This is a genomic window from Streptomyces lacrimifluminis (assembly GCF_014646095.1).
Lineage (GTDB): Bacteria > Actinomycetota > Actinomycetes > Streptomycetales > Streptomycetaceae > Streptomyces > Streptomyces lacrimifluminis.
Genome location: NZ_BMMU01000008.1, coordinates 243,882 through 257,781 on the forward strand (window position 1 = coordinate 243,882; position 13,900 = coordinate 257,781).

The 13,900-nt window shown below is 71.1% G+C and carries 12 protein-coding genes; 6 read left to right on the forward strand and 6 right to left on the reverse strand.

Annotated elements, in window-relative coordinates; translation table 11 throughout:
• Positions 1-146: 146 nt before the first annotated feature.
• Positions 147-743 carry a histidine phosphatase family protein gene (locus IEY89_RS15310; protein ID WP_189147918.1) on the forward strand — a complete coding sequence of 199 codons (597 nt, stop codon included), beginning with the start codon at positions 147-149 and terminating at the stop codon, positions 741-743.
• Between the two features lie 223 nt (positions 744-966).
• Here IEY89_RS15310 and IEY89_RS15315 read toward each other — a convergent pair whose 3' ends face one another.
• Positions 967-2,421: an NsdA family TPR-like regulatory protein gene (locus IEY89_RS15315; RefSeq protein WP_189147919.1), complete on the reverse strand. Its 1,455-nt coding sequence runs from the start codon at positions 2,419-2,421 to the stop codon at positions 967-969.
• A 295-nt stretch (positions 2,422-2,716) separates the two neighbouring features.
• Here IEY89_RS15315 and IEY89_RS15320 point away from each other — a divergent pair, with 295 nt between their 5' ends.
• Positions 2,717-3,160 carry a hypothetical protein gene (locus IEY89_RS15320; protein ID WP_373287245.1) on the forward strand — a complete coding sequence of 148 codons (444 nt, stop codon included), beginning with the start codon at positions 2,717-2,719 and terminating at the stop codon, positions 3,158-3,160.
• Positions 3,161-3,211: 51 nt separating this feature from the next.
• Complete coding sequence (locus IEY89_RS15325; protein WP_189147920.1) at positions 3,212-4,081, forward strand: spermidine synthase; 870 nt, start codon at positions 3,212-3,214, stop codon at positions 4,079-4,081.
• 22 nt (positions 4,082-4,103) lie between these two features.
• Here the strand turns inward: IEY89_RS15325 and IEY89_RS15330 are convergent, their stop codons facing one another.
• Positions 4,104-4,619 carry a hypothetical protein gene (locus IEY89_RS15330; protein ID WP_189147921.1) on the reverse strand — a complete coding sequence of 172 codons (516 nt, stop codon included), beginning with the start codon at positions 4,617-4,619 and terminating at the stop codon, positions 4,104-4,106.
• Between the two features lie 119 nt (positions 4,620-4,738).
• Between IEY89_RS15330 and IEY89_RS15335 the strand changes: the two genes are divergently transcribed.
• Positions 4,739-5,443 carry a response regulator transcription factor gene (locus tag IEY89_RS15335; RefSeq protein ID WP_189147922.1) on the forward strand — a complete coding sequence of 235 codons (705 nt, stop codon included), beginning with the start codon at positions 4,739-4,741 and terminating at the stop codon, positions 5,441-5,443.
• 10 nt (positions 5,444-5,453) lie between these two features.
• Entirely contained in the window at positions 5,454-6,839 is a 1,386-nt protein-coding gene (locus IEY89_RS15340; protein WP_189147923.1) for a HAMP domain-containing sensor histidine kinase, read from the forward strand.
• 338 nt (positions 6,840-7,177) lie between these two features.
• Here IEY89_RS15340 and IEY89_RS15345 read toward each other — a convergent pair whose 3' ends face one another.
• From IEY89_RS15345 to IEY89_RS15360, 4 genes are all read right to left on the reverse strand, one after another.
• Positions 7,178-8,605 (reverse strand): GH1 family beta-glucosidase, encoded by a 1,428-nt coding sequence (locus tag IEY89_RS15345; protein WP_189147924.1) that lies wholly within the window; start codon positions 8,603-8,605, stop codon positions 7,178-7,180.
• A 163-nt stretch (positions 8,606-8,768) separates the two neighbouring features.
• Positions 8,769-9,671, reverse strand: a complete 903-nt coding sequence (locus IEY89_RS15350) for a carbohydrate ABC transporter permease (protein ID WP_189147925.1) — start codon at positions 9,669-9,671, stop codon at positions 8,769-8,771.
• Positions 9,672-9,683: 12 nt separating this feature from the next.
• Complete coding sequence (locus tag IEY89_RS15355) at positions 9,684-10,697, reverse strand: carbohydrate ABC transporter permease (protein ID WP_189147966.1); 1,014 nt, start codon at positions 10,695-10,697, stop codon at positions 9,684-9,686.
• Between the two features lie 5 nt (positions 10,698-10,702).
• Positions 10,703-12,031, reverse strand: coding sequence for an ABC transporter substrate-binding protein (locus IEY89_RS15360; RefSeq protein WP_189147926.1), 1,329 nt, complete (start codon positions 12,029-12,031; stop codon positions 10,703-10,705).
• 448 nt (positions 12,032-12,479) lie between these two features.
• On the opposite strand from IEY89_RS15360, the gene IEY89_RS15365 reads away from it, so the two are divergent.
• On the forward strand, positions 12,480-13,535 hold the full coding sequence (locus IEY89_RS15365) for a LacI family DNA-binding transcriptional regulator (RefSeq protein ID WP_189147927.1): 1,056 nt from the start codon (positions 12,480-12,482) through the stop codon (positions 13,533-13,535).
• Positions 13,536-13,900: the final 365 nt, after the last annotated feature.

A 13,900-nucleotide genomic window follows, 5' to 3' on the forward strand; every position in this document is an offset into this window, starting at 1 on the left:
GTTGCCCTCGGACAGCGTGCGCGATGATGGAGGGGTTCCGCCTTGCTTTTCCGCCATTCGGCACCTCTGATTCGCTTCGTCGTTCCCTTTCGTTCGTCTCTCACCTGTTTTGCCACGCTTACCGTCTCCCCCCGGAAGGGGTCCTCATGGCATCGCGCATCCTGCTGGCCCGGCACGGGCAGACGGAGTGGTCACTGGCCGGCAAGCACACCGGCAGGACCGACGTCCCCCTGCTGGAGGAGGGGCGGCGCGGCGCCAAGCTGCTCGGCGAGCGGCTGCACCGGGCGCCCTTCGACGGACTCGCCGGGGTCGAGGTCCGCACGAGTCCCCTGGCACGCGCGCGTGAGACGTGCGAGATCGCCGGGTTCGGTGAGCGCGCGGCCGTGTGGGACACGCTCATGGAGTGGGACTACGGGGCGTACGAGGGCATGACCCCGGCGCAGATCCAGGCCGTGCGGCCCGGGTGGCTGATCTGGCGGGACGGAGTCCCCGGGGGCGAGAGCCTGGAGGCGGTGACCGCGCGCGCGGACGAGGTGGTCGCGTGGGCGCGGTCGGAGGACCGTGACGTGCTGGTGTTCGCGCACGGGCACATACTGCGGTCGATCGGGGCGCGCTGGCTCGGGCTGCCGATCGAGTTCGCGGCGCGGATCAGACTGAACCCGACGTCACTGTCGGTCCTGGGCTGGGCCTACGGCGACCCGGCGATCGAGAGCTGGAACGACCTGGGGCACCTGGTCGGGTAGCGAGTCGCGGCCGACGCCGGTGCCTGCGGGTGGGTCGCGCGGCCCGGCGCTGTACGGGGTGCCGCCGCGCCCACCCGTGCCGCCCCAGCGGCACGACTGCCCGCAGCGGGGCGGGTTTTTCAGGGGCGCGGGGCTGTGACGTTGTGCGGCTTGGCCGCGTGGGCGCGACCAGCTCCCACCGGGCCGGGCCCGCAGCCGGGCAGGGAAGCGCCAGGACCCGCCGCTACGCCGTTCTCGGCAGATTCGCGTGCCGCTCCAGGAACGCCGACACCCCCGAAGCCCGCCGGTGAGGCAACAGCACCCGTGCCGTAGCCGCCAGCATCGTCTGGATGCGGGAGGACTGGACCTCGTCCAGCAGGTCCAGAACCCGCATGCCCGCCACCGCCGCCTCGTCCGGGTGGCCGCCGCGGGCCAGGTCGTCGGTGAGCTCGGCCGTGTAGAGGGCGATGTTCCGGGTGAAGTGCGGGTTCTGGAGGTGGGCCGCGCGGCGGGCGTGCCGGGCCGCGCGGGGCCAGTCGCCCAGCGTCGACCAGCACTGCGCCTCCAGGCCCTCCAGCTCGGCCTCGCCGTAGAAACTCATCCACTCGGGGTCGGCCTCGGAGGGGCCACGTCCGTACAGCGACTGGGCCCGTGCCAGCGCCTGTTCGCAGCCGGCGCGGTCGGCGAGGCCCGCCCAGCCGCCCGCCTCGCGCAGCGCGAGCAGCGACATCAGGCGGGGTGAGCCCAGGGGCTTGGCCACGCGCTGCGCGGCCTGCGCCGCTCTGACCGCCTCGCGCGGGCGTCCCGAGTCGCGCGCGAGGAACGCGGTGTTGCAGAAGGCATGCGCCTCCAGGGCCGCGTCCCCGGACACCCGGGCGGTCGCCAGCGCCTCCGCGTAGTGCGAGCGCGCGTCGTCGAAACGGCCCGAGTCGTGCGCCAGCCAGCCCACGGAGATGGCGAGTTCACCGGCGCCCGCGTGCAGCCGGTCCGCGATGGTCTGCCGTACGACGTCCGCGTCGAGCAGCTCGTAGGCGGCCCGCAGCGGTGCCGCCGCCCGCCGGTAGAGGCCGTCGGCGCCGTGCCGGTCGTCGAGCAGCCTGATACGGCGGACGGCCTCTTCCAGAGCCCCCGCCTCACCGGCTCCGACGCGGCGCAGGGGACGGTCCGCGGCCGAGGCCGAAGCCTCATACGTGAACCCGAAGGGGCTCAGGGAGGCGGCTGCCGCGGTGGCACCGCCCGTCATGAATGCGCGACGCAGCACGTCGCTCTCCTCGTAGTCGTCGTGCGTTTCGTACGGGTCCTGCGCGTTCCGCATCTCATACGGCTCGTACGCCCCCGGTGTCTCATCGGTACGGTGGGTCGGGATCGCGGGTTGTGCGGGGGGCGTGTCCTCCGTGTCGCGCGCCCCGCGTCCGCGTACCGACGAGCGGGGCGCGAACCCCAGGTCGGCCAGTGTCCGGCCGGGGAACATGTGCAGGAACACCCGCTCGTACGCGTAGTTGGGACAGCGGATCTCACCCGCCTCGACCCGACCGACGTAACGCGCGTCACAGCTGACCCGCTCCCCGATGTCGCGGGCGGCCCGCCGTACCGCCGCGGCGAACTCGCCCGGAGAGCGCTGTCCGCGCAACTGCCGAAAGGCGAGGTTCGGCCGTGGCGGCCGGGGGGACTGCGACGAGGTCACTGTTGACGACGTCATGGCCGGGCCCTCTCTGCGAACCGTCGAACCGTGCCGGATTCCTGACGAGTTGGAACAGTTATCCATCGGACGTCCTGTTTCCGGCGGGCAAGAACGTACCGGTTGTGCACGACCCGCCATGCGGGGTTTGGCTACAAACCGGATATCTCATCCACGATCCGCCATGAACTGCCATCCTTTGCAGCGGTCCTGCGCCGTAGCCGTTGACGTTCTGACGCGTTGAACCCGACGGACCGGGAGACACCCGAACTCCCGACCCGTTCGTTTCAGGAGGGGTTCCGTGGTGGAGGCCGGGATGGAGATCAGTCAGAGCACCGATCCTTGTGCGCAGTTCAGGGCGCGTACATCACCCGCGTTGCCCGCATCGGCAGTGTCAAACGCAGTGCACAGCTGCGATCTGGTGACGGTGCCGGCGCGGCAGGGGCTGGAGGCGGTCGACATCCTGCGCCGGGGTGCCGGCGACGCGGTCGGCCCCGTACTGCACGACGACGGCTGCGACACCCTGGGCTTCCTGGTACCGCCCGGCACCGCCGCAGCCTGGGACGTCCCCGGCAGCACCTGCACGGAGACCAACGGGCGCGGTCTGAGCCTCGCGGCCCCCGATCCCGCACCCCCCGTCGAGGGCTCGGACTGGCTGCTCCCGCCCGGCGACGCGGACCTGGCCACCGACCCGGCGGTGCTCCGCGCGGCCCTCGGCGAGGCGGCCCGGCTGATCGAGGCCGCCGACAACCATCGCTGACCTGATCCGGACGACAGGCCCTGGTCGTTCGCGCACCCCGATAATGGGGGAATGGGGAAGTCCAGGAACGCGCGGCGCGGACAGTCGGCCGCCGAGGCCGTCGTCGAGACGGTCGACGGCGGGCTCGCCGAGCTGATCCCCGACCGGGACCGGGCGCGCGCCTGGACACTGCTCATCGACGGCGCCCCGCAGTCCCATGTCGACCTCGACGACCCGGCGTACCTCTCCTTCGAGTACCAGCGCCGCCTCGGACATGTGATCGACCTTGTCGCCCCGCCCGGCAAGCCCGTACAGGTCGTGCACCTCGGCGGCGGCGCCCTCACCCTCGCCCGGTACGTCGCCGCGACCCGCCCCCGGTCCACCCAGCAGGCCGTCGAACGGGACGCGGCCCTCGTCCAACTGGTCCGCCGCGAGCTGCCGTTGGACACCAACGCCCGCATCCGGGTGCGCTCCACCGACGCCCGCGAAGGACTCGCGAAGATCCCCGACGGCTGGGCCGACCTCGTCATCGCGGACGTGTTCAGCGGGGCGCGCACCCCGGCCCATCTGACGTCGGTCGAGTTCCTGACGGACGTCCGCAGGGTCGTGAACGACGCCGGCTGTTACGCCGCCAACCTCGCCGACGGGCCGCCGCTCGCCCATCTGCGCGGCCAGATCGCCACCGCGGGGACCGTCTTCCCCGAGCTGGCCCTGATCGCCGACCCCACCGTGCTGCGGGGGAAACGGTTCGGCAACGCGGTGCTCGTCGGCTCCGCGCACCCACTGCCCATCGCCGAGCTGACCCGCCGCGCCGCCTCCGACCCGCATCCCGCCCGCCTCGAACACGGCCGCGCCCTCACGGACTTCACCGGCGGAGCCGTACCGGTCATGGACGCGGCGGCGGTCGCCTCACCGGCACCACCGCCGTCGGTGTTCCGCTGACCCCGGCGGTCGGTCACCGGTCTCAGTAGGTGATGACCTGCACGTGCGGCGGGCCGTCGTGCCAGGTGCAGAACACCGTCACCCGGTCCGCGCCCGCGCCGAACTCCACCCGGATCCACGTCTCCGTCTTCCACACCTGCATCGACCAGCCCGCTCCGGGCGTCGCCGACACGAGCGTCGCGTAGTCCGTGCCGAGGTCGAAGACCGCCCGCCCGCCGTCGGTGTCGTACGCCTTCACCGTGGACGCCGTCTTGGAGGGGGCCGCGCTCGCGGGGGCTGCCGACGTGGGGGACGGGGTCGGGGTGGGCGACGCGGTCGGTGCCCGGCGGGTGGGCGCCCGGCTCGCGGCCGAGGGCAGGGGGTTCGGCTCCTGGGCGGTCGGCGTCCGGCCGGTCGCGTCGGCAGCCGTGATGGGGAGCGCGCGAGGCGGGTCGTACGCCGTCCCCGCCATCACCGTGTGGACACCCCACCACGTCATCGTGGACGCCGCGCCCGTGGCCAGCATCCACGCCAGAAGGTGTACGAGTCCTCTGCGCATCGCCGGTCATACTGCCTCACCCGCCCCACGGGTGTCGCCTGTCGCCGCTGGGCGCGGTCGCCGTGGAGTTATCCACAGGCGCCGGACCCGGCTCGCCGGATTGGCGTACGGTGCGGCGCATGGCAAGTGTGCTCGTGGTCGAGGACGACCAGTTCGTGCGCTCCGCCCTCATCCGGCATCTGACCGATGCCGCGCACCTCGTGCGCAGTGTCGGCACCGCCCTTGAGGCGCTGCGCGAGGTCGCCCACTTCCCTTTCGACGTGGTGATCCTGGACCTCGGTCTGCCCGATCTCGACGGGTCCGAGGCCCTCAAGATGCTGCGCGGCATCACGGACGTGCCCGTGATCGTCGCCACCGCACGCGACGAGGAGACGGAAATCGTCCGGCTGCTGAACGCGGGCGCGGACGACTACCTCACCAAACCGTTCTCGGTCGAACACCTGTCGGCCCGCATGGCCGCCGTACTGCGCCGGGCCCGCACAGCGCCCGCGGACACCCCGCCCTCCACGGTCATCCGCGTCGGTGGCCTGGCCATCGACCCGCTGCGCAGGCAGGCCGAACTGGACGGCGTACGGCTGGACCTGACCCGCCGCGAGTTCGACCTGCTCGCCTACCTCGCCGGCCGGCCCGGTGTCGTCGTCGCGCGCAGGGAACTGCTCGCGGAGGTGTGGCAGCAGTCGTACGGCGACGACCAGACCATCGACGTCCATCTGTCGTGGCTGCGACGGAAGTTGGGCGAGACAGCGGCCAGTCCCCGTTATCTGCACACCCTGCGGGGCGTCGGCGTGAAGCTGACGCCGCCCGGAGCGGAGCCGCCGCTGTGAGGTGGACACCATGAGGTGGGCGCTGGTCAAGGTGTGCGTCGCGGTCACGACGATGGTCGTGGTGGCCTTCGCCGTACCGCTGGGCCTGGTCATCGGGGAGATGGCCCGCGACCGCGCCTTCTCCAACGCCGAGCGGGAGGCCGCGGCCCTCGCGCCCGCCCTCTCCATCACCACCGACCGCGACCAGCTGGAGCGGGTCGTCGCCTCCGCCGGGACGGACGCCGGCCTGGCCGTGCACATCCCCGCGAGCGGCGGCACGAGCGCGGTCGACCTCGGCCGGCAGCGCGCCGCCGACGCCGACATCGAGGCCGTCCGCAGACTCGGCCGCGCCTCCACCACCGAGGTGTCCGGCGGGTCCACCCTCCTCCAGCCCGTCGCGCTCAGCTCCGGCGAGATAGCCGTCGTCGAGGTGTACGTCCCCGAGGCCGAGGTCGGCAACGGCATCGGCCTGGCCTGGGCGGTGCTCGCCGGAGTCGGAGCGATCCTCGTCGTCGGTTCGGTCGCCGTCGCCGACCGGCTGGGAGTGCGCATGGTGCGGCCCGCCCGGCGCCTCGTCGAGGGCGCGCAGGAACTGGGAGAGGGAAAGCTGGGCGCCAGAGTGCCCGAGGAAGGACCGGCCGAACTGCGCCTCGCGGCGGTCGCGTTCAACTCGATGGCCGACCAGGTCGTACAACTACTCGCGAACGAAAGGGAGCTGGCCGCCGATCTGTCCCACCGGCTGCGGACGCCGCTGACCGTGCTGCGGCTGAACGCCGCCTCGCTCGGAGACGGGCCGGCCGCCGAGCAGACCCGGGCCGCGGTCGCCCAGCTGGAGCACGAGGTCGACACGATCATCCGTACCGCCCGTGAATCCAAGCCGCAGACGACGGCTCCCGGACCGGGCGCCGGCTGCGACGCCGCCGAGGTCGTGCGCGAGCGGATGGCCTTCTGGTCGGCGCTCGCGGAGGACGAGGGGAGGAAGGTGCGGGTGGCCGGTGTGGAGCGGCCGGCGCGCATACCCGTGGCCCGCGCCGACCTGGCCGCCGCCCTCGACGCCCTGCTCGGCAACGTGTTCCGGCACACCCCGGAAGGCACCGCCTTCGCGGTCGACGTGCACAACGGCGACGACGCGGTGATCGTGCTGGTGTCGGACGCGGGGCCCGGGATCACCGACCCCGAGGCCGCCATGGCCAGGGGGCGCGGCTCGGGCAGCGCGGGATCGACGGGCCTGGGCCTGGACATCGTGCGCAGGCTCGCGGAGTCGACGGGCGGGGACGTACGGATCGGCTCGTCGGTGCTCGGCGGGACGGAGATACGGATCTGGATCCAACTGGACGGCAGGGCACCGGTGCGGCGCGGGCACCGGGGGCGGGGAACCGGGGCGCTGCGCCGGCGTGGCGCCGGCATACGGGCCTGACCTCGGCCTTGGGCCGCGGCGCCGGTTGCCGACGTTCTGGGGTCTGGCAGGCGGGTCCGGTCGGAGACGCGGGGGCCGGTTGCTCTTCCGGTGCGCCTCAGCGGCGTTGCCGCCGGTTGCCGACGCGGTCCGTGCCGCCTGCGGTGGCCACGGCGTTTGTCCGGCGCCCCCTTCGCCGTGCGGCCGTAGGGCGACAGCCCGCTCACCGGCGTGGACGAGGCCGCACTGTTCTCCGCCGGCCTGATATCCACCGGACAGGCCACGGCCGGGACGCGGCACCCCCCTCAGGTGCCGCGTCCCGTCCCCGACCGGAGCCCTCGATCAGCCTCCCCGTCGGCTCATTCGGCGGTCGCCGGGGGCAGGGCGCCGCTGCGGGCCGCGCGGCCGTACCAGAGGGCGCTCGACTTCGGGGTGCGGGTCAGGGTCGCGTAGTCGACGTACACCGCGCCGAAGCGCTTGCCGTAGCCGTAGGCCCACTCGAAGTTGTCCATCAGGGACCACAGGTAGTAGCCGCGGACGTCCGCGCCCTCGGCGATCGCGCGCCGGACCGCCCGCAGATGGCCGTGCAGGTAGGCGATCCGGTCGGGGTCGTGGACGCTGCCGTCGGACTCGGGCTTGTCGTCGTAGGCGGCGCCGTTCTCGGTGATGTAGATCGGCAGACCCGGAGCCTCCTTCGTGTACCGCATGATCAGGTCGTGCAGGCCCGTCGGGTCGATCGACCAGCCCATCTCCGTGCGCTCGCCCGGCGACTGGTGGAAGAGGACCTCGTCCGCCCCCGGCCACGGCGAGAAGTCGCTCGCCCCGTGACCGTCGGCGCGCGGACCGCTCGGCTTCTCCTCGGCCGCCGACACCAGCGCCGGGGTGTAGTAGTTGAGGCCCAGCGCGTCCAGCGGCTGGTTGATCAGCTGGAGGTCACCGTCGAGGACGTACGACCAGTCCGTGACCGACGAGGTCGCGGCGAACAGGGTCTCCGGGTAGGCGCCGTGCAGCATCGGGCCGTGGAAGACACCGTTGGCCAGGTCGTCGATCTTCCGGACCGCCGCCAGGTCCTCGGGGGTCTGTGAAAGCGGCCTGACCACCGAGGAGTTGAGGCTCACCGCGACCGTGTTGCGGGCCGGCATCGCCGCGCGCAGGGCCGAAGTGCCCAGCCCGTGTGCCAGGTTGAGGTGATGCGCCGCCCGGAGGGAGGCCAGCGGCTCGGTCCGGCCGGGGGCGTGCACACCCGAGGCGTAGCCCAGGAACGCGCTGCACCAGGGCTCGTTGAGCGTGGTCCACTGCTCGACGCGGTCGCCCAGCGCCTCGCCCATGATCTGGGCGTACTCGGCGAAACGCAGCGCGGTCTCCCGCTCCGGCCAGCCGCCCGCGTCCTCCAGCTCCTGCGGGAGGTCCCAGTGGTAGAGGGTGAGCGAGGGCCGGATGTTGTGTTCGAGCAGCTCGTCGACGAGGCGCCGGTAGAAGTCCAGACCGCGCTGGACCGCCGGCCCCCGGCCCGTCGGCTGCACCCGCGACCAGGAGACGGAGAAGCGGTACGCGGTCAGGCCCAGGTCGGCCATCATCTGCACGTCGTCGCGGTAGCGGTGGTAGTGGTCGACAGCGATGTCACCGTGGTCGCCGCCGGACGTCTTGCCCGGTGTATGGCTGAACGTGTCCCAGATCGAGGGGGTGCGGCCGTCCTCCCGCACCGCCCCTTCGATCTGGTACGCGGAGGTCGCTGCGCCCCAGAGGAAGGCGGGAGGAAAGGTCACCGGGGTAACGGGTTCAGGCATGGAAGCGCTCCCATAGGAAGTCGTGGAGGCCGACGGGTGAGGAGGAAGGGAAGTGGGGGGAGGTACGAGGGGGCCGAGGCGGCGGTGACCCGGCCCCCAGAGAAGTTCCCGTGGAGAAGTCCTTGTGCGCGTCAGCAAGTTGGCGCGTGAGCGGGGCGGTGGCTCAGCCCTTGACGGCGCCCTGCATGATCCCGCCCACGATCTGCTTGCCGAAGATCGCGAAGACGATCAGCAGCGGAAGCGTGCCGAGCAGCGCACCCGCCATGATCAGGGACTGGTCGGGGGTGAAACCACGCCCCAGACCCGCGACCGCGACCTGTACGGTCGGGCTGCCGGTCTGCGTCAGGACCAGGAACGGCCACAGGAAGTCGTTCCAGGTCTGCACGAACATCAGCATGCCGAGCACGGCCATCGCGGGCCGCGCGGCCGGGAACACCACGTGCCAGACCACGCGCCAACTGCTCGCGCCGTCCACCCGGGCCGCCTCGATGACCTCGTCCGGCAGCGCCTGGACCAGGTACTGCCGCATGAAGAACACCCCGAAGGCGTTCACCAGCGACGGCAGGATCACGGCCTGGAGCTGGTCGGTCCAGCCGAGCTCGGCGACCACCATGTAGAGCGGGATGATCATGAGTTGGGGCGGCACCATCATGGTGCCGATCACGATCAGCAGCAGCGCGCCCCGCCCTCTGAAGCGCAGCTTGGCGAAGGCGAACCCGGCGATCGTGGACAGGAGCACGATGGTGATCGCCGACGTTCCGGCCACCAGCGTGGTGTTGACCATCGCCTCGCCCATGTTGGCGTTGTCCCAGGCGAGTTCGAGCTTGTCGAAGAGCCCTCCGCCGAACCAGAACGGCGGCGGGGTCTGTGCGAGCCGGTTGTTGTCGCGCGAGGCGGCGATCGCCGTCCACACCAGTGGGAACAGCGAGCCGATGGTGAACAGGGCGAGGATGATGTACGCGATCGGTCCGGCGTGCATGTGCCCGCCGGCCCGCCCGGCCTTGGCGCCCTGCCGCTTGGTGGGCGCGTCCTCGGGGGTGGGCGGCTTCGTCAGTGTCGTCGTCACGGCCGGTTCTCCTTAACTACTGGCGCGCAGCCGGCGCGAGATGACGTAGTTGATGACTCCGATCACGATGAGGATCAGGAACATCGACCAGGCGATGGCGGAAGCCCGGCCCAGATGCAGGTTGACCCAGCCCTGCTCGTACAGATAGAGCCCGAGCGTCTGGAACTCGTGCTCGGGGCCGCCGGACGCCCCCTTGTTCGGGTCGAACAGCAGGGGCTCACCGAAGAGTTGGGTCGCACCGATGGTCGACACGACCACGGTGAAAAGAATCGTCGGGCGCAGCGAGGGCAGCGTCACATGGATGAACTGCCGCCAGCGCGAGGCACCGTCGAGGGCCGCGGACTCGTACAGGTCCTGCGGGATGGCCTGCATCGCGGCCAGGTAGATCAGTGTGTTGTAGCCGGTCCAGCGCCAGATGACGATCGTCGAGACGGCGAACTGCGAGGGCCACTTGTCGTTCTGCCAGTCGATGTTGTCGATGCCGACGGCGTTCAGCGCCCAGTTGATCATGCCGTAGTCGCGGCCGAAGAGCAGGACGAAGACGAGGGAGGCGGCGGCGATCGACGTCGCGTACGGCGCGAGCATCGCGACCCGGTAGAAGGTCGAGGCGCGCAGCTTGTAGTTGAGGATGTGGGCCAGGCCCATCGCCATCAGCAACTGCGGGACCGTCGAGATGATGCCGATCGTCAGGGTGTTCTGCGCCGCGTTCCAGAAGAACTCGTCGTCGAGGAGGCGGGTGTAGTTGCGCAGCCCCACCCACTCCATGTCGTTGGGCGCCGTCAGCTCCACCGAGTGCAGCGAGGCCCAGGCCGTGTAGATCAGGGGGAACAGCCCGAAGGCGAGGAAGAGCAGGAAGAACGGCGAGACGAACGCGTACGGGCTCCAGCGCAGGTCCCGCTGCCAGCGGCGCGAGAGCCGGTCCCGGCGGCGCTTGTCCGCGTCGGGAGCCTTGGTGGCGGGCGGACGGGCCGGGGCCGCGCCCCCCTCCTTGGCGGGGGGCGCGGCGATGTCGTGCCGGGCGGACATACCGGTCACTTCTCCAGGTTGTTGTCGATGGTCTTGGTGGCCGTCTCCCAGGCTTCCTTGGCCGACTTGCCCTTGGTCACCAGGATCACGCCGTTGTCGCTCAGACCCTGCATGATGATCTGGTCCTTCGGGCCGATGACCTGGACCGGAATCGCCTTGGCCGCCTCGCCGAAGATCGTGCCGATCGGGGCGTCACCCGTCATCTCGTTCTTCGCGCCGGTGACTTCGGGCAGGGTGTACGCGGCCGGCGTGCTCGGGAAGTTGCCCTGCACGCTGAAGAGCTTGGCCTGCTGCTCGGGGGCGGTCAGCCAGGTGATCAGCTTCGTCGCCTCCGCCACGTTCTTGCCCGCCTTGGGCACGGTGAGGAAGGTGCCGCCCCAGTTGCCGGCCTTGGGCGGCACGGCCACGTCCCACTTGCCCGAGGACTCCGGCTTCGACTTGCCCTTGATGGTGCCGAGCATCCACGGCGGGCAGGAGATCGTGGCGAACTTGCTGTTGGCGATCGTCGTGTCCCAGGCGGGCTGGAACTGGGTCTGGTTCCCGACCAGTCCTTCCGTGGCGGCCTTGGCGGTCAGGTCGAAGCCTGCCTTGACGGCCGGGTTCGTCTTGTAGATGACCTCACCGGAGGCGTCGTAGAACTTCTCGCTCTCACTGCCGAGGATGGCGTTCAGCAGACCGCCGGGCGAGTCCATGAAGGTGGTGCCCGCCGGCGCCTTCTTCTTGAACGTCTGACCGACCTCGACGAACTTGTCCCAGCTGCCCGCCCACAGTTTGCCCACTTCGTCGCGGTCGGTCGGCAGACCGGCCTGCTCGAAGAGGTCCTTGCGGTAGCAGATGGCCATCGGGCCGACATCGGTGCCGAGCCCGATCGTCTGGCCGTCAGCGGTGGTGGCCTGCTTCCACTTCCAGTCCAGCCAGGTGCCCGCCTCGACGCCCGGGGCCTTGGACAGGTCCGTCAGCTTCGAGGCCTGGGTGCTCACGATCTCGGCGATGTTGGCCACTTCGACGGCCTGGACGTCCTGCAGGCCGCTGTTGGTGGCGAGGTGGTTGAGGAGCGGAGGGTAGTAGTTCTCGTTCCGCTCGATGACGTTCTCGGCGATCTTGATCTTCGGGTTCAGCTTCTCGTACTCGGTGTAGAGACCGGCCTCTTTGAATCCCATGGTGCCGAAGAGACCGAGGGTGATGGTGGTCTTGCCACCACCACCGCCCGAAGACGAACTGCCGCCGCTGTCGCCGTTGCCATCGTCGGCACAGCCGGCAAGCAGCCCGGCGCCCAGCGATGCTACGGCCGCGAGGACCACCGCCTGACGGGCGGTTCGGGTACGTGCTCGCATTACGTCCTCCTGTTGCCCTGACGTGCCGACCCCCCGGCCAACTGCATTGTTGGGCCCGTTAGTTCGTCTTGATTCAGCGCTGCGGCTCGGGCGGGGAACGTGCGGGATGTGTATGTGTCAGGTACCGTGGGAGCGCTCCCATCGGTGATGTGTTGAAGGTTCGTCGGTCCGGGCGGGGGTGTCAAGGGCGATGACGGGAGGAGGTGCGTTCAGTTATCTGCCTGTTAACTAATTCGGCGGGATGGTACGAACGAGACACGGACCGATGAAGATCGGCCAGTGCGGAGTCGGGCGGGAGCCGGGTCCGGACTGGTGCCGAGGACTGCCCGGCGGACCCCGGGAGCGGCAGGCTTCCGTGGCGGCCGTACGTCCCCGGTGGTGACGGGTGCCCCCAGGCGGGACTGTTAGATTCCAGGCCAGGGTGATGACAGCGGAAGGGCGGAGCCAGATGGCAAGCCACGGAGCGCGGGGCCGCAGCGGTGGCCGGCCGACCTTGGAAGAGGTCGCCGCGCGCGCCGGAGTGGGCCGCGGCACGGTCTCCCGGGTGATCAACGGCTCCCCGAGGGTCAGTGACGCGACCCGCGCGGCGGTCGAGACGGCGGTCGCGGAACTCGGCTACGTCCCGAACACGGCGGCCCGCGCTCTTGCCGCGAACCGCACGGACGCGATCGCGCTGGTCGTCCCCGAGCCGGAGACCCGCTTCTTCGCGGAACCGTACTTCTCGGACATGCTGCGCGGTGTGGGGAGCGCGATCTCGGACACGGAGATGCAGCTCCTGCTGATCTTCGCGGGCAGCGACAGGGAACGCGAACGCCTCGCCCAGTACCTGGCCGCCCACCGGGTGGACGGCGTCCTGCTCGTCTCGACCCACGCGGACGACCCGCTCCCCGACCTGCTGGCCCAGCTGGAGATACCGGCGGTGATCAGCGGCCCGAGGTCCGAGGCGGAAACCCTCACCTCGGTGGACTCGGACAACTACGGCGGCGGTAGGCAAGCTGCCGAACACCTCCTCTCCCGAGGCCGCCGCAGGATAGCCCACATCACGGGCCGCCTCGACGTGTACGGCGCCCAGCGCCGCGTCGACGGCTACCGCGAAGCCCTGGAGGCGGCGGGCCACGAGGTGGACGAGGACCTGATCGAACCGGGCGACTTCACCGAGGAGGGCGGTCGCCGGGCGATGACCCGCCTCATGTCCCGCTGCCCCGACCTGGACGCGGTATTCGCCGGCTCGGACGTGACAGCGGCGGGCGCCCGCCAGGTCCTGCGCGAAATGGGCCGCCGCATACCCGAGGACGTGGCCCTCGTCGGCTACGACGACTCGGCCATAGCCCGCCATATGGACCCGCCCCTGACGAGCGTCCGCCAGCCGATAGTGGAAATGGGCCGGGCGATGATCGACCTCCTCCTCGAAGAGGTCGCCGACCGCCGCCCGACGGCATCCCGGGTCCTGGAGCGACGCCGGGTGGTGCTTCCCACGGAACTGATGGCCCGCACGTCCTCCTGAAGGCGGAGGACGGGGCCCCCGGTCCCGGAGCGGCTGGTGACAAGCCAGATGCCGCCGAGGATCACGGCGCCGACGATCCACAGGAAGGCGACGAATCCAGCGCCGAGGGCCGTGCCGAGATCGTTCGCGCCCTCGCGCACCCCCTCTCCCCGACAGTCCTCACCGGCGTCGTCGGCAGCGTCGACGCTGCCGACGGGCCACCGCGGCACGAGCGAACCCGCGACCACGCGAGGCACCCGGCCGGTACGGCGGCGGGGGAGCGTCCCCTGCCCACCCCTGGATGTCCGTACGACCGCGTACGTCCTCGGCCGCGCCGCCCGGCTCCTGCTCGACGCCGGTGACGGCGAGCGCCAATGGCGGGGTAG

Bases quoted from the DNA above. Each gene is read 5' to 3' on its own strand.
- IEY89_RS15310 (WP_189147918.1), top strand. From the start codon at position 147: ATGGCATCGCGCATCCTGCTGGCCCGGCACGGGCAGACGGAGTGGTCA.
- IEY89_RS15315 (WP_189147919.1), bottom strand. From the start codon at position 2,421: ATGACGTCGTCAACAGTGACCTCGTCGCAGTCCCCCCGGCCGCCACGG.
- IEY89_RS15320 (WP_373287245.1), top strand. From the start codon at position 2,717: ATGGAGATCAGTCAGAGCACCGATCCTTGTGCGCAGTTCAGGGCGCGT.
- IEY89_RS15325 (WP_189147920.1), top strand. From the start codon at position 3,212: ATGGGGAAGTCCAGGAACGCGCGGCGCGGACAGTCGGCCGCCGAGGCC.
- IEY89_RS15330 (WP_189147921.1), bottom strand. From the start codon at position 4,619: ATGCGCAGAGGACTCGTACACCTTCTGGCGTGGATGCTGGCCACGGGC.
- IEY89_RS15335 (WP_189147922.1), top strand. From the start codon at position 4,739: ATGGCAAGTGTGCTCGTGGTCGAGGACGACCAGTTCGTGCGCTCCGCC.
- IEY89_RS15340 (WP_189147923.1), top strand. From the start codon at position 5,454: ATGAGGTGGGCGCTGGTCAAGGTGTGCGTCGCGGTCACGACGATGGTC.
- IEY89_RS15345 (WP_189147924.1), bottom strand. From the start codon at position 8,605: ATGCCTGAACCCGTTACCCCGGTGACCTTTCCTCCCGCCTTCCTCTGG.
- IEY89_RS15355 (WP_189147966.1), bottom strand. From the start codon at position 10,697: ATGTCCGCCCGGCACGACATCGCCGCGCCCCCCGCCAAGGAGGGGGGC.
- IEY89_RS15360 (WP_189147926.1), bottom strand. From the start codon at position 12,031: ATGCGAGCACGTACCCGAACCGCCCGTCAGGCGGTGGTCCTCGCGGCC.
- IEY89_RS15365 (WP_189147927.1), top strand. From the start codon at position 12,480: ATGGCAAGCCACGGAGCGCGGGGCCGCAGCGGTGGCCGGCCGACCTTG.